General features: G+C 64.6%; 17 protein-coding genes and 1 pseudogene. 7 read left to right on the top strand and 11 right to left on the bottom strand.

The features are described from left to right. Positions 1 to 107 (top strand): annotated as a pseudogene (locus XI04_RS09100) (flagellar biosynthetic protein FliO); the annotation flags it as partial. Continuing rightward, complete coding sequence (fliP, locus tag XI04_RS09095) at positions 104 to 862, top strand: flagellar type III secretion system pore protein FliP (RefSeq protein WP_028142765.1); 759 nt, start codon at positions 104 to 106, stop codon at positions 860 to 862. The pseudogene XI04_RS09100 and the gene fliP, both read left to right, overlap by 4 nt. A gap of 111 nt (positions 863 to 973) precedes the next feature. Here the strand turns inward: fliP and XI04_RS09090 are convergent, their stop codons facing one another. From XI04_RS09090 to XI04_RS09080, 3 genes are all read right to left on the bottom strand, one after another. After that, positions 974 to 4,687 (bottom strand): tetratricopeptide repeat protein, encoded by a 3,714-nt coding sequence (locus XI04_RS09090; protein WP_271608696.1) that lies wholly within the window; start codon positions 4,685 to 4,687, stop codon positions 974 to 976. A 181-nt stretch (positions 4,688 to 4,868) separates the two neighbouring features. Then, positions 4,869 to 5,771, bottom strand: a complete 903-nt coding sequence (locus XI04_RS09085; protein ID WP_063712061.1) for a tetratricopeptide repeat protein — start codon at positions 5,769 to 5,771, stop codon at positions 4,869 to 4,871. Between the two features lie 105 nt (positions 5,772 to 5,876). Next, positions 5,877 to 6,503 (bottom strand): FecR family protein, encoded by a 627-nt coding sequence (locus tag XI04_RS09080; protein WP_333915126.1) that lies wholly within the window; start codon positions 6,501 to 6,503, stop codon positions 5,877 to 5,879. Between the two features lie 396 nt (positions 6,504 to 6,899). Between XI04_RS09080 and XI04_RS09075 the strand changes: the two genes are divergently transcribed. Further along, positions 6,900 to 11,033 (top strand): VCBS domain-containing protein, encoded by a 4,134-nt coding sequence (locus tag XI04_RS09075; protein ID WP_271623622.1) that lies wholly within the window; start codon positions 6,900 to 6,902, stop codon positions 11,031 to 11,033. Between the two features lie 22 nt (positions 11,034 to 11,055). Here XI04_RS09075 and XI04_RS09070 read toward each other — a convergent pair whose 3' ends face one another. From XI04_RS09070 to fliL, 5 genes are all read right to left on the bottom strand, one after another. After that, positions 11,056 to 11,253, bottom strand: coding sequence for a hypothetical protein (locus tag XI04_RS09070; RefSeq protein WP_271608693.1), 198 nt, complete (start codon positions 11,251 to 11,253; stop codon positions 11,056 to 11,058). A 597-nt stretch (positions 11,254 to 11,850) separates the two neighbouring features. Continuing rightward, positions 11,851 to 12,615: a MotE family protein gene (locus tag XI04_RS09065; protein ID WP_028142760.1), complete on the bottom strand. Its 765-nt coding sequence runs from the start codon at positions 12,613 to 12,615 to the stop codon at positions 11,851 to 11,853. Positions 12,616 to 12,625: 10 nt separating this feature from the next. Then, on the bottom strand, positions 12,626 to 13,072 hold the full coding sequence (locus XI04_RS09060; protein WP_028142759.1) for a DUF6468 domain-containing protein: 447 nt from the start codon (positions 13,070 to 13,072) through the stop codon (positions 12,626 to 12,628). Beyond that, the gene (gene fliM / locus XI04_RS09055; RefSeq protein ID WP_018321852.1) at positions 13,069 to 14,271 is read right to left on the bottom strand and encodes a flagellar motor switch protein FliM; all 1,203 of its coding nucleotides are present in this window, start codon (positions 14,269 to 14,271) and stop codon (positions 13,069 to 13,071) included. Before fliM ends, XI04_RS09060 begins: the two co-directional genes overlap by 4 nt. A gap of 30 nt (positions 14,272 to 14,301) precedes the next feature. Next, positions 14,302 to 14,802 carry a flagellar basal body-associated protein FliL gene (fliL, locus tag XI04_RS09050; protein WP_028142758.1) on the bottom strand — a complete coding sequence of 167 codons (501 nt, stop codon included), beginning with the start codon at positions 14,800 to 14,802 and terminating at the stop codon, positions 14,302 to 14,304. A gap of 376 nt (positions 14,803 to 15,178) precedes the next feature. Between fliL and flgF the strand changes: the two genes are divergently transcribed. Genes flgF through flgH form a run of 4 tightly spaced genes read left to right on the top strand, consistent with a single transcriptional unit; the run spans position 15,179 to position 18,666 of the window. Further along, positions 15,179 to 15,943: a flagellar basal-body rod protein FlgF gene (gene flgF, locus XI04_RS09045; RefSeq protein ID WP_028142757.1), complete on the top strand. Its 765-nt coding sequence runs from the start codon at positions 15,179 to 15,181 to the stop codon at positions 15,941 to 15,943. A gap of 16 nt (positions 15,944 to 15,959) precedes the next feature. Continuing rightward, positions 15,960 to 16,748 carry a flagellar basal-body rod protein FlgG gene (flgG, locus tag XI04_RS09040; RefSeq protein WP_028142756.1) on the top strand — a complete coding sequence of 263 codons (789 nt, stop codon included), beginning with the start codon at positions 15,960 to 15,962 and terminating at the stop codon, positions 16,746 to 16,748. A gap of 10 nt (positions 16,749 to 16,758) precedes the next feature. Next, positions 16,759 to 17,892: a flagellar basal body P-ring formation chaperone FlgA gene (gene flgA, locus XI04_RS09035; RefSeq protein WP_028142755.1), complete on the top strand. Its 1,134-nt coding sequence runs from the start codon at positions 16,759 to 16,761 to the stop codon at positions 17,890 to 17,892. 9 nt (positions 17,893 to 17,901) lie between these two features. Then, a complete protein-coding gene (gene flgH, locus XI04_RS09030) occupies positions 17,902 to 18,666 on the top strand; it encodes a flagellar basal body L-ring protein FlgH (RefSeq protein WP_271608692.1) in 765 nt (254 codons plus the stop codon). 295 nt (positions 18,667 to 18,961) lie between these two features. Here the strand turns inward: flgH and XI04_RS09025 are convergent, their stop codons facing one another. The 3 genes from XI04_RS09025 to XI04_RS09015 form a co-directional block, all read right to left on the bottom strand. Continuing rightward, complete coding sequence (locus XI04_RS09025; protein ID WP_038971603.1) at positions 18,962 to 19,288, bottom strand: helix-turn-helix domain-containing transcriptional regulator; 327 nt, start codon at positions 19,286 to 19,288, stop codon at positions 18,962 to 18,964. Continuing rightward, complete coding sequence (locus XI04_RS09020) at positions 19,288 to 19,533, bottom strand: type II toxin-antitoxin system RelE/ParE family toxin (RefSeq protein WP_271608691.1); 246 nt, start codon at positions 19,531 to 19,533, stop codon at positions 19,288 to 19,290. Before XI04_RS09020 ends, XI04_RS09025 begins: the two co-directional genes overlap by 1 nt. Before the next feature lie 959 nt (positions 19,534 to 20,492). After that, entirely contained in the window at positions 20,493 to 21,272 is a 780-nt protein-coding gene (locus XI04_RS09015; protein WP_038948120.1) for a 2-keto-4-pentenoate hydratase, read from the bottom strand. Positions 21,273 to 21,394 lie beyond the last annotated feature (122 nt).

The following is a 21,394-nucleotide window of genomic DNA, read 5'->3' as shown; positions in this document are numbered from 1 at the left end:
CGGCACCCCCGGCCCCGCCCGCAAAGCCTGCCGCGGAAAAGACCAGCTTTGAGAATCTCGAAGACGAGATGGCCTCTCTGCTCGGCCGTCCGAAGCCGTCTTCGTGAGGCTGCCGTCCCTCCCGCGTAGAGTTGTTTTCCTTTCTGTCCTGATCGGCGCGGCATCGGCAGCGATGCCGGCGCATGCGCAGGACATCAGCATCAATCTCGGCGGCGGCGCTGGCGGCGGCGGCGTCACCGAGCGCGCGATCCAGCTGATCGCGCTGCTCACCGTGCTGTCGATCGCGCCGTCGATCCTCATCATGATGACGTCGTTCACGCGCATCGTGGTCGTGCTGTCGCTGCTGCGCACCGCGTTGGGCACGGCGACCGCGCCGCCGAACTCGGTGATCATCGCGCTGGCGATGTTCCTCACCTTCTTCGTGATGGGGCCGGTCCTGCAAAAATCCTACGACGACGGCATCCGCCCGCTGGTCGCCAACCAGATCGGCGTCGAGGACGCGCTGCAGCGCGCCTCCGTTCCCTTGCGCGGCTTCATGCAGAAGAACGTGCGCGAGAAGGATCTCAAGCTGTTCCTGGATCTCTCGGGCGAGGCGCCGCCGGCCACCCCCGACGACCTCGCACTGCGCATCCTCGTCCCCGCCTTCATGATCTCCGAGCTGAAGCGCGCCTTCGAGATCGGCTTCCTGCTGTTCCTGCCCTTCCTGATCATCGACCTCGTCGTCGCCTCGGTGCTGATGTCGATGGGCATGATGATGCTGCCCCCGGCAACGATCTCGCTGCCGTTCAAGCTGATCTTCTTCGTGCTGGTCGACGGCTGGTCGCTGGTGGCGGGGAGCCTGGTGCAGAGTTACGGAGGGTGAGGCAGGCATCGGGCGATGCGCCCCCTCCGCCCTCAGCGACCGCCTCCGCTCCCTCTCGTCATCGACGAGAACGTGGAGCCGTCGCGGGCCGCGCTTGGCGCGGCAGCCTTCCTACCGCGTCATCTTGATCTGACGCACGACGGGGATCGTCGGCAGCGAGCCGGTGTGGTCGACTTGTTCCTTGGCCTGCGGTGAGCCAGGGGCGCGGGCGGTGGCGTCGGGGAAGCGCTGCTTCATCTCGCGCAGGAAGCCGTCGAGCGTGTCGACGCTGGCAGCCAGCTTGGCGATCTCGGCGAATTCGGCACTGGAGGCCGCGGCCGGCTTGCTGGCGATGTCGAAGGCGAGACGGTCGGCGCTTTCGCTCATCAGCGGCGCGTATTTCTCGCGGAAGCGCGACAGGCCGATCGAGTCGTCGGCGAGCGCATAGCCGACGGCGGCGCGGATGATGTCGCTCTTCTCCACCGCGTTGAGCGGCTTGAAGTCGCGGAAGCGCTCGCCGTAATAGAGCTCGATCTGCTCGGCGGACTCGCGCCAGCGCCGTGCCGCCCAGAAGATGTCGGAACGCAGGCGCAGCACCTCGCGCCCGGAGACGTTGGAGACGATGTCGAGCGCGAGATCGTGACGGCCGACGTCGCTCTGCGCGCGCGCCTCCAGCAGCAGGCGCTGCTGCCTGAGCTCGCCGGAGAGGTCGCTGATGCGGCTCGCGCGCAGCGCGGTGATCGCCATGTCGGGCTTGCGGTTGGCGAGATAGATCATGGACAGGCGCGCGGCGACCTGGGCGCGCGCAGCGCCTTCGAGCCGGTGGTCGACCTGGTATTGCAGCAGCTCGGCGGCCTGGTCGAGCAGGTCGATCGAGGCGAGACGGTCGGCGAGACGGCGGATCAACTCGTCGCCGCGCCGGCCGATCGGCGTCAGCTCGCGGAATTCGTAGAACATCCCGAGCGCCTCGACCGGCGGCAGCTCGTCGCCCTTCGGTCCCAGGAAGATCTTGGTGAACAGGTCCGAGGCGAGATCCTGCGCCTGGCGCGAGGCTTCGGCGTTCGGCTGCAGCCTGGTCGCGGTGCGCGCCGCGGTGAGCGCATCGCGGTAGCGCCCGTTCTCGGCAAACATCTGCGACAGCATCTGCAGCGTCTTGACCTCGATCGCGTCGCCGCGCCAGGTCATGGACAGCGTCTCGAGCTCGCGCAGCGCGTCTTCCTTGCTGATCTCGTCGCGCTTCTGCCGCAGCGCGACCTCGAGCTGCTTGGCCTCGGCCGCAGCCGGCCGATCGGCCGAGGCGGCCGCGAACCTGTAGTCGTCGAGCGCGTCCTTGTCGTGGCCGAGCGCCTCGGCGAGCCGGCCGCGCAGCACGGCGAAGCCGGGCGCGGCCTCGGGCGAGACGCCGACCACCTCGAGCTCGCTGCGGCGCTTGGAGGCGCCGGCGTAGTCCTTCACCTCGAGTGAGGCGCGCATCGCGTCCATCGTCACGATGCGCTGGATGTCGAGCGGCAGCGAGGCAATGGCGAATTCGACGTTCTTGAATTTTTCGCGCGCGTCAGCCCATTTGCCCTGGCGAGCATAGGCGAGCGCCTTCCAGAGCTGGGAATCGTGGCTGTTGCCGATCACGGGATTGGCGAGGTCCTTCAGGCCCTGCGCCGGCCGGCCGATCAGGATGCTGGCGATCGCATGCATGATCAGCGCGCCGCTCTCCTCCTTGTTGAGCGGGTCGCTCAGCATCAGCTCGGTCACGGCCTTGGCCTCGTGATACATCGCGCGCGACATGTAGAACTGCGCGAGATCGAGCCGCGGCAGGGAACGCAGCGCCGGTTCGACGGCCGAGATCGCCGTCATCAGCTCGGCCTGGCGCGCCATGAAATTGTCCGACTGGCCCTTGCGCCAGCCTTCGGGGCTGAAGATCGGGCGCACCGCGGTCGGCGCGCGCTCGGCCGAGATGTCGACCGGCGACAGCGTCAGTCCGCCCTTCTTGCCGAGGATCACCTTGTCGGCACCGACCTCGACGCCGACCTCGTCGGAGTTCGGCCGGATCGCGATGCCGTGCGCGGATTCCAGCAGCGAGAGATCGACGAGATCCTGCCGCTTGATGAAGCCGCGCACCGGCCGCTGCGCGGTGACGACATAGAGCGCGTCGCCGGCATCGGGGTCGGTGAGCTTGTGCAGCAGGCCGGGATTGGCGAAGGGGATGGCGATGTTGGCGAGCGCGGGGTCGGTGATGTTGCGCGACATCATCAGCGGCAGCGGCGTCGACTGGATCTTGTCGGCGAGCGTCAGCAGCCAGTTGGTCTCCTTGCCGACCTCCTCGCTCGCCAGCGAGTAGACCAGCGGGCGGGTGAGACGGATGCGCACCGCCTGCCCCTTGTCGAGCGGGATGCGACCGACCTCGCCGATCATCGCCCCGCCCCTGGCGCGGATCGCCTCGACGTCGATCGGCTTCGGCGTATCGAACACCAGCCACACCGTGTCGCCGCGGCGGAACGCGGCCGCCGGTGTTGCGACCTGAATTGGGAACGTCACGCGCAGGCCGTCGCTGTCGCGGCGCGCATCGACGCTGGCGATCGTGGGCTGCGGCGCGGCCGGCGCCTCAACGGGCGCAGCCTTGGCGGCTTCCTTCACGGCCTCTTTGGGCGCTTCGGCAGGCGCCGGCTTGGCAGGCGTGGCCGCCGCTTCGGAAACCGGCGGCGCGGGCTTCGCAGTTTCCTTGGCAGTTTCCTTGGGCGCTTCCGGAGCGTGCACAGCCTCAGTCGCGGCGGCCGGCGCCGGTTTCGGCGCTTCAGCGGGCATCGCGGCGGGCGCTTCGGGCTTCACCTCGGGCTTGACCTCGATCTTGGCTTCGCGCGCGATCGTCTCGGAGGTCGGCGGCGCGATCTCGCGATGGGCGTCCTTCGGCTTCTCGGCCGCGGGCTTGTCGGGGGCCGGTCCGTGACCGACAGGCTTCATCTGCGCGATCGCCGCCTCGGGCGTCGCGGCGGTCTTGCCCTTGTCGGGCTGGAAAGAGACGTCGACGACGTAGTTCTTCTCGTCGCGGAACGAATGCACGTCGGAATCGCCGATCAGCGCGATCTCGACATTGGTCTGATCGATGTCGGCCTTCTGCTTGATCGAGGCGACGTTCGGCGGCGCCGCGACGACCGCGTCCGCCAGATCGAAATTGAGGTTGGCGTTGAAAGCGAGTGTGAGCTTCTGCTCGTTGAGCACGGAGGAGACGCCGACGCCGTCGGGCATCTCGAATACGAAGCGCACGAAGGTCGGCTGCACCGAGGCCCGCACGCGGATCTGCGGACGCTTCTTGGTCTCCGCCGCGGCGCGCTGGGCACGCAACGCGCGCTCGGCCACGCGGGCGCGCTCGGCGAGCTCCTTGACCACGTCCATCGGCAGGCTCGGCGGCGGTCCCTTCCAGCCCTCGGGCAACAGGTCGACGAAGGTGCGCTCGCCGGCATTCATGGTGTTGACGGTGACGCGCCGCGCCAGCGACAGGCGGATGGCACCGCCGTCAGGATCGCGGCGCGCGGAGTTGACGTAATCGGGCGCGCCTTCGGGAACGCGGTCGACGGGAACGTCGACCGCCCGGTCGAACCGGATGATGAGGATGGAGCCTGCGGTCGTCACCTCGGAGGGAACGTCCTCGCCGAGCTTGATGACGAGACGGGCAAAGCCGCCACCGGCCGAAAAGCTCGCCTCGCCCCTGATCGGATCGGCCGCCCGGGCAGGCGCACCGAGACCGGTCAGCAGGCAGGCCGCCAGCACGCCCGCTGTTCGGACATGACGCAACAGCCCCGACGCCAAGGCGCGGGCTCGCGTCACAAATCCAGCGGCAGCCTTTCGCGCCATTGGCGGCATTTCTTCCGGTTCGGCGGTCCATGCCGGCATTAAGGCCGGCCCATGCCGTCGACTGTAGGTCTCGCCAATTAAGGACTTGTTAATGCTATATCTTGATTTGCTTTGGAGGCAGCACGCCGTGCCGCATCGAGCGTGGGCGGATCCGCCGCGTCTGAATTTGAGACGCCGATGGTTAAGGCCTCGTTAACACCTGCAAAACGGTGCCGTCGCGGTTGACCTGTCCCTTCACGGGCACCCCATAGCGGTCAAAGGCTTGGTCGATTCCAGCGTCGATTTTTCTGGCCGCCGAGATATCGCTATGGCTACCATCTGTGTCGCCGAGCTTGAATTTGGCAATCCCTCGGCCGTAGAGCGCGCTCGCAAGCTTGGGCGCGAACCGCAGCGCTGAGTTGTAGTCATGCATCGCCGCGGAGAATTGCCCCATTTTCAGATTTATGAGAGCGCGCGAATCGTATGTTGCCGCGTTGTTTGCTCCCGATCGAAGCGCAATATCGCAGTCTTCCAGCGCAGCCTGCAAATCGCCAAGGACGGCTCGGGTCCAACAGCGTCCGCTCCGCACCGCCTCCAGCTTCGGATCAAGGCGAATTGCCTCGTCATAGTCCCGCGCTGCGCGGTCGTACGCGTTCCCTTGCAGGTGGGCCGCCGCACGGTTGGCAAAAGCGGAGCCGTAGTTCGGGTTGAGCCTGAGCGCCTCGTCAAACGCGCCGATCGCCAGATCGCGCGCCCCCGTTCTCAGATAGGCCACGCCGAGGTTGTTGAACGCTTTCGCATAATTCGGGTCAAGCCTGGTCGCTTCAACGAAATCCTTGATCGCGCGTTCGTAGTCGGCTTTAGCGCTATAGGCATTCCCCCTGTTGTTGTAGGCGACAACGAAGCCGTTCACCGCTCCCTCGCCCGCATCGATAAACGCCGTGCAGCCATCGATCCGAGCTTCGGGTGACACGCGGTCTGAGCCGTTACACAGTTCAACATTCTTGAGGGAGCTGCCCTTCTTCTGCGCCCAGCCCGACGAACTGGACAGCACAAGGACAAGAATGAGCATCACGGCCTTGATGAAACTGGCTCTTGCAATCATTTCCACACCAAGTGTCCGGCTCCGACAGCGAACGAAGCGCCATTCCTGGTCTCCCTGCCCGGCCGGCACTGCGGCATCACGGCGGCTTCGGGCCTAGCAAGTTTCTCAGCATCCCCGGCAGATGTTGAGCCTCCGATTGCTGGTTCGATCGGGCTCCGGCGCCGCCGATGTCGGCGGTTTCTTCAAGAGCTTACTCTTGCCCTCTTCGATCAGGGTCGAAATTCTGACCGACCCATCGTCCGAAATCTCGACATGCGGCGTCGTGCCTCGGATCCCCAGCGTGGCGACGGGAGTGTCGACCTTCATGTCGCCGGTCTTCGCGACACCGCCCGCAACAAAAGTGAACGTTCCCCTGGCGAGATTGAATAGGGTCGCATTGGACTTGCCGGCCGGCTCATACACATAGTGATCCAACACCATGCGGGCATTGCTCGATAAATTGAACGAGCTGCCGTCGGTAAAATTGATGCCGACGCGGCCGTCGGCCCCGGTCAGCACCACGTCACCAAGATATACGGGATCACCCGTGTTGGCCCGGCCAGGGTCACTCGAGACATTCGCCTGAACGACCACGGCGCCCGCATGTTCGATCGTGACCGAGCCTGTGGCCACCACCACCTTCCCAATCGGTTTCGATGACGAGGCAGCGACGGCGGGCTTGGCGGAATCGATTTGCGCTCGAGCCTCACTCGGCAAGAAATTGGCAAGGGCCAAAACCAGGCCGGTCGTCAAAGCGGCTATCGCAGGTCTGCACATGATCCCCCCTTTCTGAGAAGATCTCGTCGCTATCGGCGGCCCATTTTTGAACCGCGCAGCGCTGCCAGAATAACTATAATTGTTGTTTAATTTTATTAACTAGCCTAATTTATCTCCAGCGCTACACGAGCGCCACAAATTAAATACGTCTCGTTTGTCAATTTAATCACATTGGCGGGAGGGGGCACGGCGGGAATGGCGGTACGCGTCGCTCTCTCCCGCGCAATGCATCTCTCTCGATCGACTTGATTTTTTCGGCGGGCAAGCCTTCGGGGCTGCCAGCGCCCAGGAAAGTTTGTCCCTTGGCGAGGGCCCCAGCAAGGTTTTGGCAGCACGCCGAGCCTGAATCGATCACCCGGGCGAGGTCTAGCCATGTTAGTTGCATCCGGCATCCAGGTTGACAGCGGGGCCACCATGGCCCTGCCCGTCGAACTCATCGGCCACATTCATAGAGTGATCGGTTGCTGTGCGCTTACGCGAGCGAGCGGCGTCGCCACACAGGCCGTAGCTGGTGCGCCCATCTACCGGGGCGACGTGCTGGAGACCGACGCCGACGGGCAGATCACAATCTGCTTCATCGACGGTACTTTCTTCAACATCGCCTGCAGCACTCACGTTGTGCTGAGCGAGTTTGTCTTCGACGTCGAAGGCATGTCACCTGCAGCCTTGTTCGACGTGACCCGAGGGAGCTTCAGTTTCGTACCGGGCCGGCTGGCGGAAACCGGGGCGCTCCAGCTGAATACGCCCATTGCAGGCATTCGCGCCCGGGGCCACGCGGGCGGTTTCGGGATGCTGACACTTGCAGCATTGACCTTCTCGGCCGCGCAGCATGCCGAGGCCGCGGACCCGGATGTCACATTCCTGGATGACGACTCCATTACCTACAAGGACCTTGCGCACGGCGCATTTGAGCTCGTGACCAAGGAGCGGGTCCCGCGACGCATCATCGTCGAAGATCCCGGCGAGACGATCGTCATCAAGAAGGTGGGAGCCACCATCAGCGTCAATCACGTCGCGAACACGGCGGCTCGCATGGAGGAGTTGCGCGCCGCCCAACAGGATGTGCTCGCCAATCTAGGAGAACAAGGGCCCCGTGGCTCGAGCACGCCTTTCTTCGTCAAACCCCAGCCACTGCAGCCGATCAATTTCATTCAGCCGGATGCGCCCACGCTGCAGATCTTGCCGACGACGTTGCCACTCATCACTTTCGCGCTGGTGGACCCTGTACCGCCGACTCTCAGCACCGGGGCTGGGCCAATCGAGCTCGATACGGTCGTGTTTGACACATTCACGGCGACGACGGGAACCTTCAGTGCCAGTAGCACCAGCGGCGGCGGCAATCTGACCTTCGGCATCATCGGGGCCAGCGCCGGCAGTACGGTTCTGGATGGAGTGACGTACGATCTGTCGAAGACAAGTTCCTACGGGATTCTCTACGTCAACAGCACGAGCGGCGCTTATACGTTCGTGCCCGACAATGCCGCAATCAACGCGCTGAAGGCGCCTACGACCGACGGTTTCGTTATCACCGTCTCCGACGGACTCACCTCCGTCACCCAGACCTTCACGATCACCATCAACGGTGTCAATGACGCTGCAATCATCTCCGGCACCACGACCGGTTCGATCATCGAGGCTGGCGGCATCGCCAACGGAACGCCCGGCACGCCGCTTGCGACCGGCACCCTCACCGACATCGATGTCGACGATCCGCCCAATACGTTCACCGCCGTGAGTTCGCCAACCGCGAGCGCCGGTGGCTATGGCACCTTCACGATGACGGCGGCCGGCGTGTGGACCTACACCTTGGACAATGCCAACCTCGCAGTGCAGGCACTCAATGCCGGCGAGACGCTGCCCGACAGCTTTACGGTGACCTCGATCGGAGGCACCCCACAGGTGGTGACGATCACCATCCACGGGACCAGTGACGCTGCGATCATTTCCGGCGCGACGACCGGCGACGTGATCGAGGCCGGCGACGTCGCCAATGCAAACCCCGGCACACCCACCGCGACCGGCACCCTCAACGACACCGACGTCGACACGACCGCCAATGCTTTCACGGCGGTCGGATCGCCGACGGTGAGCGCCGCCGGCTATGGCACCTTCACCATGACGGCAGCGGGCGTGTGGACCTACACGCTCGACAATGCCAACGGCGCGGTGCAGGGGCTCAATACCGGCGAGACACTGACCGACACGTTCACAGTGACCACTCTGGACGGAACTGCCCAAGTGGTAACGATCACCATCCATGGCGCCAACGATGCTGCCATCGTTTCCGGCACCACGACCGCCTCGGTGACCGAGGCCGGAGGCGTTGCCAACGCGACACCCGGCAGCCCGAGCACAACGGGCACGCTCTTTGCCGCCGACGTCGACAATCCGTCCAATACCTTCACCGCGGTGAGTTCGCCCAAGGCAAGCACGAATGGTTATGGCACCTTTACGATAACCGCCGCCGGCGTGTGGACCTACAATTTGGACAACGCCAGCGGCGCGATGCAGGCGCTCAATGTCGGCGGCACGCTCACCGACAGTTTCACCGTCAACGCCCTCGACGGTACGCCGCAGGTGGTGACGATCACCATTCAGGGCAGCAACGACGCCGCCCTCATTTCCGGCACCACGACCGGCTCAGTGACAGAGGCAGGAACTTTCTCGCCCGGCATTCCCGTCACGACCGGCACGCTCACCGATACGGACGTCGACAACGCTCCGAACACGTTCACCGCAGTCTCTTCGCCGGCTGCGAGTGACGGCGGATACGGCACCTTCACGATGACCGCAGCCGGCGTATGGACTTACACCCTCGATAACAACAACACCGTGGTTCAGGCGCTCGAGGTCGGCGACACCTTGACGGACACCTTCTCGATAACTGCCATCGACGGTACGACGCAGACGGTGACCGTCGCCATTCATGGTGCCAGCGACGCAGACCCGAACGATTTTGATAACCTGGCCACCGGATCTGCCGTGATCTCCGATCCCCCCAACGTGTATGGAACGCCGGGGAGCGAAACCATTGCCGGTGGCGGCAACACAGGTCAGATCATCTATGCGGGGGCCAGCAGCGACACGGTCAATGGGACCGGAAAGGCCGACGTTCTCTATGGCGGCTCGGGCAATGACACGATCAAAGGCAATGATGGGGATGACACCATCTACGGCGGCTCGGGCAGCGATACCATCAACGGCAACAACGGCGCCGACACCATAACGGGCGGATTTGGTGCGGACCAGCTCACCGGCAGCAATGGGAACGACCGTTTCGCTTACTTGTTCGTAGCCGACTCCAACGCAAGCCAGTTCGACACCATCACCGACTTTGCATCGGGAGCGGACAAGATCGACTTGACCGCCATGGGCGCGCTTGGGTTCGCCATATTGGCATTGAGCTCAACCAGCACGGCCGTGCCGGCACATACGATCGCCTGGCTCTATGACAGTGCGGCGAATGAAACGATCGTGTACGTCAATTCAACGGACCAGACCCTGCACGTCGGCGATTCCAGTCTGCTCGAAATCCATTTGCAGGGCATCGCAACCATCGACGCGTCGGACTTCATCACGGCGCCGGCAGCGGCACCTGTGATGGCGGCTGCCGGCGAACTGCTCGACCTCATCGCAACCTCGCAGGGTGACGCGACCGCCGTGATGACGATCACTTCCGAAGGCTTGTCCGAGTCCGGCAGCGGCGACGGCACGCTTCTCGCTGCAGAGAGTTCGATCATCCAATCGACCGAGGCGACCACCAGCCTCGATTCGAACTGGGACCAGATCGGACAGGCCGGATATTCCAGCTTGTCCAGTTCAGACGAAGTGCAAACGCTCGCGACCGAAACGCCCCGCGGCGACGCGGCAGCTCCCTCAGCCGGCGGACTGTCTGTAATCGTGCAACACGTGGTCCCGCTCACCGAGGCCAGCTTTGTCTTCACCAACCCGGCCGGGCTCGACGCAGCCTCATTGGCTGGCAAGAATGGCGCGATTGCCGCAAGCGGCCAGGTGCCCGACATCGCCATGCTGAATTTTGCCCATGGCGCTGCCGGACAGCACGCCGGTAGCGGGCTTGCGCTCGGAAGCGACGCTGGGAATGACGGCGTCTCATCACCAAGAGGCGCCGCCCAGGCGGCTCATTCCCACGAAGCGGCAGACACTTCGCTCAACCCAAGCCTTTTGAAGTCATCGACCGGCGGTGCCAACCATTCGCTCTCAAGCGGGGCGGACCAGCACAACCCGTCCGGGGGAGCGTCTGGATCAAAGCCTGCCGATCCGCAGCAGCTCGGCGACTCGTTCCAGTTCCGGGATCAGGCGTCGCAGGGCTCGCTGCATAGCGCGATGCTGGATCATCTCTCGGACTTCGTCGGTCGTCACGAGCACGCTGGGGAATTGCATGGATCCGAGCCGGCATTCATGCCTGAAACATCGCCGTCCGATGTCGATCCACCTTTCTCGGCAGGTACCGTTCACGGCCATGTGTCGCACGATCTGATCGTGTGACGGCCTTAAGCCGATTGCGGCTTCAATGTTGCTTGCCGGCACCTTCCGGTGCCGAGGAGCTGTCTTCGTCGAGAGAAGATTCATCATCGTTGCCGTCGTCGTCTTCTGGCGGCGCTGCATGCTGATGGCTGAGGGCGGATGTCCACGCCGATGTCATCGCCGCTATGAGCAGCCGGTTGAGGGCCTCGATGACGCGTTCTGCTGCGGACGGGTAGTTCATGGCCTCCTCCTGCGCTGCCGATTGCGACTGGCCAAAGCGTAGGACCGGGCCTTGGGCGCCACTGTACGCCACTTCACACCTGCGCGCGTCAACTCATCGCAGTCTCAGAAGATGCCGCCAGCTTCGACTGCATCCGCCGCGGGAGCTTGATCTGCCGCCTTGAGGAGTTGCTGAGCGCGCGCACTCACAACCTTCGGAGCGTTGCGGTTCGCGCGCGACTCTGAATCAGATGTGACCTCGGCGATGCGAATCGCATTGGTTAGCTTTGGGGGTAATCAATGAGCGGAGAAGCCGGTTGCATTGTGTGTAGCAGGGCAAGAGCGGTCGTAGCGATCGTTCCGATCGCCAGAGGATATGCCCTGAAAATATATGAGTGCTCCTGTTGCCATAGCACCCTGCAGCTCGTGACTCGCGTCACGAAGGCAGCGCTAATCAAGCAGCAGGTCGATACTCTTCCTCGGCTGGAGAAGCAGGCGCCTGTTCGCAGGGTGCAACAGGTCTTCGCGAACTAGACCCGCAAGGCCTCTCGCTGGGCGCCGGTCGAACTGGCCACGCGACAACGCGCCAGGTCGCGATAGCCCTCTTCGCCTCGCGCCCTCAATTCGGCTTTTGCGTCGGCTTGCCGTCGATCTTGGGCAGCTCGCCGGCCGAGGCCGACTGATCGCCGCCGCCATTGGCACGGCGGGCCATCTCGACCGTCAGCTTCTCGGCGGCCTCCGGCGACATCAGTCCCATGATGTCCGACATCTTCCGCGGCGCGATCGCCGAGGCGATCTCGATCAGCACGCCCATCTCCAGCCGGTCGAACACCCGTGCGGCGTCCTTGGGCTTCATGCCCTCGTACATGGTCACGAGGCCCTTCATGCGCTGGGCTTCGGCGGCCTTCTGCTCGGCCTGCGTCGCGGAGATGCGGGTTTCCACCGCCTTCATCTCCTCAACCTTGCCTTCGATGCGCTTCTCGGCCGACTTGAGCAGGCTCTCGCGGATGTCGATCTCGCGCTGGCGGGCCTCGATCTCCTGGCGGCGCGCCTGCAACCGCTCGAGGATCGCGCGCTCGGAGGCCGAGACCTGCGGCTGGGCTTCGTCGACCTTGACCACAGTGCCTTCCGGCTTGGTCTCCGGCGCGGCCGGCTTGGGCGCCTCCTTCGGCGCGCCATGGGTTGAGCCGGTGATGATCTCCGGCTCCTCGCGGCCGGTCGGGAAGTTCAGATTCTCCTGCGCCCAGGATTTCCTGGTCTGGTTCGGCTTGTAGTCGAACACATAGCCGCCATTGATCACGAGACCCGCCACCTTCAGCGTGGCGAGGCCTGCGACGGCAACCAGGACGACCGGGATGACGCGGATGTTACGAAAGGACTTCATACCCCTGACTTCATGCGGCAAGGCCGTTGGATCGTCGGCGCTCGGAGAAGGCTTCGGCCGCAGCCGCCACCGCCTTCGCCGTCGATGGCTTGGCTGCGGGTGCGACGACCGTTTCCGGACCGGTCATGGGGCGCGCGGCGATCGCGATCTTGGACAGCCGGCGCACCACGTTGTCGGCCTCGCCGAGCTGCTTGTAGAGCTGGTCCGACATCTGCGTCGCCGCCGCGAGCTGGCTGCCGAGATTCTCGTTGACGTCGCGCACCGCCAGCTTCAGCCCGCCGATCGCGCGCTCGGCGATCTCGGTCGCGGTGATCAGCTCGCCGATCACCGCCTTCAGCGAATGCTCGTCCGCCTTCAGCCGCGTCAGCCGCTTGTTGAGCATGACGCAATAAACGATCGTCAGCATCAGCAGGATAGCCACCAGCGTCTCGATCGCCATTCCCAGGGAGTGGTTCATGGGGCCTCCATCATCTTGTTCTGCTCGTCCACCTTCTCGAACATCGCAAGTGTCGTACTTGGCTTGCGCAAGGGTTTCGTCACGCGAATCGCGACGCGGTCGCCGACCCGGCCCATCCGCCCCTCGGTCAGCGTGACGTCGCCGCAGCGCACGGTGACGTTGGCGTCGGCGCGCATGTCCAGCGGCAGGGTGTCGCCGACCTTGAGCCGCATCAGCTGCTTGAGCGGGATGTCGGCCTCGTAGAGCACGGCATCGACGGCGATCTCGGCCTGCACGATCTCGGTGGCGAAATGGCCTTCCCAGACCGGGTCGCGGCCGAACTTTTCGCCCATGAACATCTGGAGCAGGACGCCCCGGATCGGCTCGATGGTCGCATAAGGCAGCAGCAGCTCGATGTTGCCGCCGCGGTCTTCCATGTCGATGCGCAGGCGCACCAGGATCGCGGCATTGGCGGGACGGCTGATCGCGGCGAAACGCGGGTTGGTCTCGAGCCGGTCGATCGTGAAGGTCACCGGCGACAGCGGCCGGAATGCCTGCTCGGCGTCGGCGAGCACCACCTCGACCAGCCGCTTGACCAGCTCGGTCTCGATCGTGGTGTAGGGCCGGCCCTCGATGCGGAGCTGGCTGGTGCCGCGGCGGCCACCGAGCAGCACGTCGATCATCGAATAGATCAGGTTGGAATCGACCGTCGCCATGCCGAAGTTTTCCCATTCCTCGGCCTTGAAGACGGTGAGGACGGCTGGCAGCGGGATCGAGTTCATGTAGTCGCCGAAACGCACCGAGGTGATGCGGTCGAGCGAGACTTCGACGTTGTCGGAGGTGAAATTGCGCAGGGACGTCGTCATCAGCCGCACCAGGCGGTCGAAGACGATTTCGAGCATCGGCAGACGCTCGTAGGAGACCATCGCCGAATCGATGATCGCGCGAATGCCGGAATGGTCGTCGAGGGTGACGTCGCCGACGGTGAAGCCGAGGAGATTGTCGATCTCCTCCTGCGACAGCACCCGCTCGCCGGAATTCTTGCCGCTGCCGAGATCGCGGCTGCCGTCCTCGACCATGGCGGCCCATTGCAGGGCCATGGTCTCCGACAGCTCGTTCTCGGCCGCAGCCTTCGCGGCCTCGGCGGGATCCTCCGAATCGAGCGATGCCTCCCATTGGGCGGCAATCGCATCCTGGTCCATTTGCTCGTTGCCGGCCATGACGCTAGCCCATCACCTTCCGCAGCGTCCTCACTGGATCACGACTTCCTTGAACAGCACCGCGCTGACCTGGACCGGAGCGACCGCCGCGTTGACGCGCTTGGTCAGCTCCTCCTTGAGGCGGAAGATGCCGGCGGAACCGTTGAGGTCGGAGGGGCGCAGCTCGCGCACATAGGTCTGGAAGATGTCGGTGACGCGCGGCATCGTCGGCTTGATCGCCTCGATCTGCTTCTCTTCCTTCAGCTCCAGCACGATCTTCAGCCGCAGATATTGCACGCGCTCGCCGGGCGCACCGGCGAGGTTGACCATGATGTCGGGAACGTCGACGAAGGACGGCGGCTTCGGCGGAGGCGCGGCCTCGGCATGATGCTCGTCGTCGCCGTGCCGGAAGAAGAAGAACCAGGTCGCAGCACCGCCGCCGAGAACGGCGAGCAGGCCGACGGCCATGATGATGAGCTTCAGCTTGTTCTTCGGCGGAGCGGCTTCCGCGCCCTCAGTGGCTGCGCCGCCTTCCGCTTCATTCTCTGCCATGGTCGCCGCGCCCGGATCTCTCAAAGGGGTCGAAAGAGCGAAGCCTTAAGACAAGGACGCGATACAAATGCCCCGGCGCAATGCGCTCCTCTTCATGGCAAACGCTACGGTAATAATGGTTAACGGAATCTTTCGATTGGGCCTCCACTAGGAAAAATCTGCCGGGCAGACATGGCTAACAGAACCTTTCTGCCGCCCTCCAGCGCCCCCTAAAAATCAGCAAACCACTGAAATTACGAAGTTTTCTAGGTTGGCACGGCTTTCGCTGAGAAAGGACCGAGACCCGACGGTTTGGGAGAACCCGACAGTCTCGTTCACGGGGTCCGCCAAGGCGCTTGGGAGAGCGAAATGGCAGATCGCTCAGGGGAGATTTCCGATGCAGAACGCGCTTCTGATCGGCTTGTCACGGCAGATGACGTTGGAACGGCAGATGGATGTCATCGCCAACAACGTCGCCAATGCCAACACCAACGGCTTCAAGGCCGACCATTCGCTGTTCGAGGAGTACCTCAACTCGAACGCGCGTGAGGACAATTTCATCGGCGCGGACCGCCGGGTCTCCTATGTGCAGGACCGCGGCACCTACCGCGACATCGGCCAGGGGCCGATGGAGCCGACCAACAACCCGCTCGACATGGCGATCGACGGCAACGCCTATTTCGCGGTGCAGGCCAATGGCGGCGAGATGTTCACCCGCGACGGCAAGTTCTCGCTCAACGCCACTGGCCAGCTCGTCACCCCCGACGGCAATCTGGTGCTCGGCACCGGCGGCCCGATCACCTTCCAGCCGACCGATCACGACATCAACGTCGCGCCCGACGGCACCATCACGGTGCTCGAGGGCACCGCCAAGACCGACTCGATCCGCGGCAAGATCCGCATGGCCTCGTTCGACGATCCGACCAAGCTGACCAAGCTCGGCGCCAATCTCTATGCCGCCGGCTCCGCCACCCTGCAGCCCGATGCCAAATCCAGCAGCGTGCGCCAGGGCTATGTCGAGAAGTCGAACGTGAATTCGGTCGGCGAGATGACCCGCATGGTCGAAGTCATGCGCAGCTACACCGCCATCGCCAATCTGCTCCAGCAGCAGAGCGACCTCCACAAATCGGCGATCGAGAAGCTCGCCGACGTTCCGGCCTGATTGAGGGAGAACTGACATGCAGGCGCTTCACACCGCAGCGACCGGAATGGCGGCACAGGAACTCAACGTTCAGGTGATCTCCAACAACATCGCCAACCTGCGCACCACCGGCTTCAAGAAGCAGACCGCGGCGTTCCAGGACCTGATCTACGAGCACGTCCGCCGCGTCGGCGCGCAGGCCTCGGACCAGGGCACCATCCTGCCCGTCGGCGTCGACATCGGCGGCGGCGTCAAGACCGTCGGCACGCCGCGCAGCATGACGCAGGGCACGCTGTCGCAGACCGGCAACGATCTCGACCTCGCGATGTCCGGCGAAGGCTTCTTCAAGATCCTGATGCCCGACGGCACCTACCAGTACACCCGCGACGGCACCTTCCAGATGGACAATCAGGGCCGCGTCGTCACCGCCCAGGGCAACCCGGTGCAGCCGAGCATCACGATCCCGCAAAACGCGTCCGGCATCAGCGTGAGCGAACAGGGCCAGGTCTCGGTGACGCTGCCGGGCTCGTCGACCTCTTCGATCGTCGGCCAGATCGGCGTGACCCGCTTCATCAACAAGGCGGGCCTGCAGCCGGTCGGCAGCAACCAGTTCACCGAGACCCCGTCGTCCGGCCCGCCGCAGGACGGCACCGCGAACTCCGAGGGCTACGGCAAGATCACCCAGGGCAGCCTCGAGCAGGCCAATGTCGACGTCGTCTCGGAGATGAGCGACCTGATCGCCGCCCAGCGCGCCTACGAGATGAACGCCAAGGTGATCAGCGCCGCCGATCAGATGATGCAATCGACCACAGCGCTGTTCCGCTGAGGCAATGACGATGATCCGCGCTACCCTCGCCACCATCTCCGCCCTGCTCGCGCTGGCCCTGCCGGCAGCGGCCGCGGACGATTTCATCGCCTCGCCGACACTGCGCGCGAGCGTCACCGTGACCTCGGACGTGGTGCGGGTCGGCGATCTCATCGACAATGCCGGATCGGCCGCGCTGATCCCGGTCTACCGCTCGCCCGATCTCGGCACCACCGGCACGCTGACGGTCGCGCAGGTGCTGTCAGTGCTCCGCGCAAAGCAGGTGATCGGCGTGATGACCGGCGACCTCAAGGAGGTCCAGGTCACCCGCCTTGCCCGCACGCTCGCGAACAAGGATCTCGAAACCGCCGTCGCCTCGGCGCTCGAGCGCCGCTTCGGCCTCGGGGACGCCGCCAACATCACCGTCACCTTCGACCGCGGCGTCGCCGAGATGCGGCTGGATGCCTCCAACTCCGGCGCGCTCCAGCCGGTCGCAACCCGCTACGACGCCCGCAGCGGCCGGTTCGACATCGCCTTCGAGATCGCCAACGACAGCAATCCGACCGCGACCAAGCTGCGCTTCACCGGGACCGCGATCGAGACGGTGGAAGTGGCCGTGCTGACGCGCGACATCGATCGTGCCGATACGCTGAAGTCCTCCGACGTCGCGCTGGAGCGCCGGCCGAAGGCCGAGGTCACCGGCGAGCCGGCCTCGCGCGAGCGCAGCGTCGGCATGCAGCTGCGCCGCGCGATGCGGGCGGGCACGCCGCTTCGGGCCGCCGACATCGTCAAGCCTGATTTCGTGGTGCGCGACCAGGCCGTGACCGTCATCTTCCAGGCGCCCGGCCTCTATCTCACCACGCGCGGCAAGGCGGTCGAGAGCGGCGCCGAGGGCGACACCGTCAGCGTGCTCAATCTGCAATCCAAGCGCACGCTGACCGGGGTGGTCACCGGCCGCGGCCAGGTGACGATCCAGGGCGCGAGCCAGTCCGTGCCGATGGCGCCCGCGGTCGAGCAGACCTCCTCGCTCAAGCGCGATGAAGCGCCGGCCCCTGTCGACGCCGCAGCCCTCCTCCGGAACCTGGTGCAGGCCCCCGCGTCGCCGGCCCAGATCGCACAAGCCCAGATCCCGCAAGCTCGCGTCTCGCAAGCTCAAGCCAAGTAAGAGTTCGTCATGTCCGCTTTCAGTTCGGCTTTCTGCCTTCGTCGCATCGCGATCTCTGCCCTCCTGCTGGCCTCTTGCGCGCTGGGCGGTTGCTCCTCGATCGACCGCCTGTCGCAGATCGGCGAGCAGCCGAAATTGTCCGCGATCGACAATCCGACGGCGCAGCCGGGCTACAAGCCGGTGCAGATGCCGATGCCGAAGCCGGAAGTCGCCTCCTACAATCCGAACTCGCTGTGGCGCAACGGCAGCCGCGCCTTCTTCAAGGACCAGCGCGCCCGCCAGGTCGGCGACCTCCTCACCGTGGCCGTCAACATCACCGACAAGGCCAACATCGCCAACGAGACCCAGCGCAGCCGCACCAATTCGGAAGACTCAGGCATCACCGACTTCATCGGCGCGAAGACGCTCGGCGCGCAGGCCCAGAAGGTGCTGCCCGGCCGCATCCTCACCGCCGACTCCACCGCGTCCAGCGACGGCAAGGGCTCGGTCAACCGCACGGAAGCCTTGCAGACCAACGTCGCCGCGGTCGTCACCCAGGTGCTGCCGAACGGCAACCTCGTGGTTGAGGGCAAGCAGGAGATCCGCGTCAACTTCGAGATCCGCGAGCTCGTGGTCGCGGGCATCGTCCGCCCCGAAGACATCCAGAGCGACAACACCATCGATTCCACCAAGATCGCCCAGGCCCGCATCGCCTATGGCGGCCGCGGCCAGATCATGGACGTGCAACAGCCGCGCTACGGCCAGCAGGTGATGGACGTTCTGCTGCCCTTCTAACCCTCTTCAAGAGCTCCCACATCGTGTTCGCGAACCTAGGCGCGAACGACGATGTACTACGCGGCCTCCGGTAGCTCCCCTGCCGGAGGCCGCATGTATTTTGGGGATGGAAGCAGCTGCGCGTCGGATGGTCCCATAAGAGCGATGTCCCATCCACGTCATTGCGAGGAGCCCTTCGCGACGAAGCAATCCAGACTGCCTCCGTGGAAAGACTCTGGATTGCTTCCGCCTTCGCTCAGGCTTCGGCGGACAAGTCGCTGCGCTCGCAACAATGGCGGTGAACGCTAGCGTCACCTCACGCCGCATCGGCGACGGCGCGTATTTCCAGATGCACACCGGTCTCCTTCTGGAGCGCGTGGATCACCGCCATCAGGTTCTCGGCCGTAGGATTGCCGCGCGGCCCAAACATCCGCATCAGGCTCTTTTGCGGACGGTCGAGCACCTCGCTGAGCCGCTCGAAACCGATGGTGGCATTGATGTAGGTCCGCAGCGCGGTGCGGCCATAGTCGACATCCCCCTGCAACAGGCCCTGCATCGCCTCCAGGAACAGCGCCTCGCGAAAGGCGGGATCGCGCTCGGCCATCGCGCGGACGGTGTCACGAAAACTCCGGGTCAATGGCATCACCTATTCCCCTGTCCTGCTCTTGACTTGTAATCCCGCCATCGTCGCAGCGCCGCATCGATGTCGTTTTGCTGTCTCTGCTTGGTGCCGCCTCCCAACAGAATGACCAGCAAATTGCCATTCCAGCCGAAATACACCCGATAGCCAGGGCCGCGATTGATCTTCAGCTCGGCGGCCCCCTCCCCAATGGACTTGACGTTCGATGTGTTACCGTCGGCCAACCGCTCGATCGCGACCGCAATCATCACACGTGCCTGCGGATCAAGTCGTTCGCCAATCGCGGAACGGGCTACGATCGTTGACGATATATTCTTCGATCCTGATCATTTGGTACCACACACGTTACCAATTTTCAATTTCAGAATTTTCGGATTTTAGAAATTCTTGTTGACACGCTCCGACCACCTCATTATGTTCCCGTTTCGTTCCATTCCCCAAGAGGGCGTATCGCGATCGTCACGAAGCGCGGGATGGAATGCGGTGGCCGCGACGGCGTCGGCGCGCGATGTTCGCTGCAGGGCGGGAAACCGTGAGCAGCGACAGGCGCGGTACGACACGGCGCTGACAACGTCTTACGCTTGGTCTCGATGGCGAGCGCACGCCAGCCATCGAGGGGCCGGCGAAGATGTGCGCGGACGGAGAAGTCGTGTGGTCCTGACGCCCGGGGTCTGTGCGTCAAGCCTTGCGGTGATGTGGCGGCCAACCGGTGCGCGCATCGATCATCCCGCAAGGCGACGGGGGCAATAGTGCATCGCTCCCCGAGGAGAGCACGAAGGACACCGTTCAAACCATCGCACAGGGAAGGCCGGGATGTCCCGGCGTCACCTGTGATCCACCCGTGCGCGTATCCTTCGCACACGGGATTGCGGGTGCCAGCCGGCGCCCGGCCTTCCCTGCGCCTTCTTGATCTTCAGGAGGGCAGGCCGACAGCAAAGCTCGGGCCGAAGATGTCGCGAGGATGCGGAGGCGTGTCCGCGATTGTGGTCTTAATGGAAAAGCCGAGATTGTTGCCGGACACTCATCCCTCGCCTGTCCGGACAAGACGCAGCGCGTCAGCGATGCGGCGCAGAGCCGGGACCCAGATAGCCGCGCAACACGCTGCTGCATGGGCCCCGGCTCTGCAGCGCACCGCTCCCTGGACGATGCTTCGCATCGCCAGGGCTGCGCTGCGCTGCGTCCGGGGCACGGAGATCGCAACGCACCCTCACGTAAACTTCACCTCCACCGCCCCCAGCCCGTCCAGTTCCATCCGCACCTTGTCGCCGGCCTTCAGCCACAGCGTCTTGACCAGGCTGCCGGTGAGCACGAGCTGTCCCGCGTGTAGACCCTTGCCTTCGGCGGCGAGATGGTTGGCGAGCCAGGCGAGCGCGTTGTGGGGATGACCGAGCACGTCGGCGCCGGTGCCGTGGCTGACCTCCTCGCCATTGAGGATGGCGCGGCCCTTGACCGCCTTCAGGTCCGGCACCGACGAGCGCGGAACCGCCGGGGCCAGCACGCAGCCGGCCGCGAAGAAATCGTCGGCGATCAGCGTCGGGGCACCCATCGCCTCCCATTTCACGTAGCGGTCGTCGACGATCTCGATGGCGGGATGATAGGCCTCGACCGCCTCGCCGACCCATTCGGCCGTGAACGGCGCCTCGCCGGCGGCAAGATCGCGCTTCAGCCGCACCGCGATCTCGCATTCGACCCCGACCCGGACATAGTTGGAGGCGGCGAGCTTGGCGCCGGTGTCGTGCACGCCCTTCTGGAACACGCCGCCGCCGCAGGGATGCGGGATGCCGATATAGTCCTGCATCACCTGGCTGGTGCAGCCGATCTTGTAGCCGACTAGCGGCCCGAGATGCGGCAGCAGCAGATCGTGCAGCGCGCGCTGGACCTGGTAGCCCTCGGCCTCATCCATCGGGGGACGTTCCAGCGCCGCGAGCGGCGCATGGTTGCGGCGCGCCAGCGCGATCGCCTTTGCGGCTTCGAGAATCTTATCCATCGGCGCCGCCTCCCACGCTACGCAACATTGCCGCTCAGTTCAGCATCCCCGTCCGCGCCTGACAAGCGCTGGTCGGCGCTCAGCCGGGCCGAATACGGGGGGCTCCCGCCGCTTAAGGAAAT

This window comes from Bradyrhizobium sp. CCBAU 11430, from assembly GCF_028128855.1.
GTDB lineage: Bacteria > Pseudomonadota > Alphaproteobacteria > Rhizobiales > Xanthobacteraceae > Bradyrhizobium > Bradyrhizobium ottawaense.
Note: the sequence above shows the minus strand (reverse complement) of the source record. Positions and strands in the feature narration are given on the sequence as shown.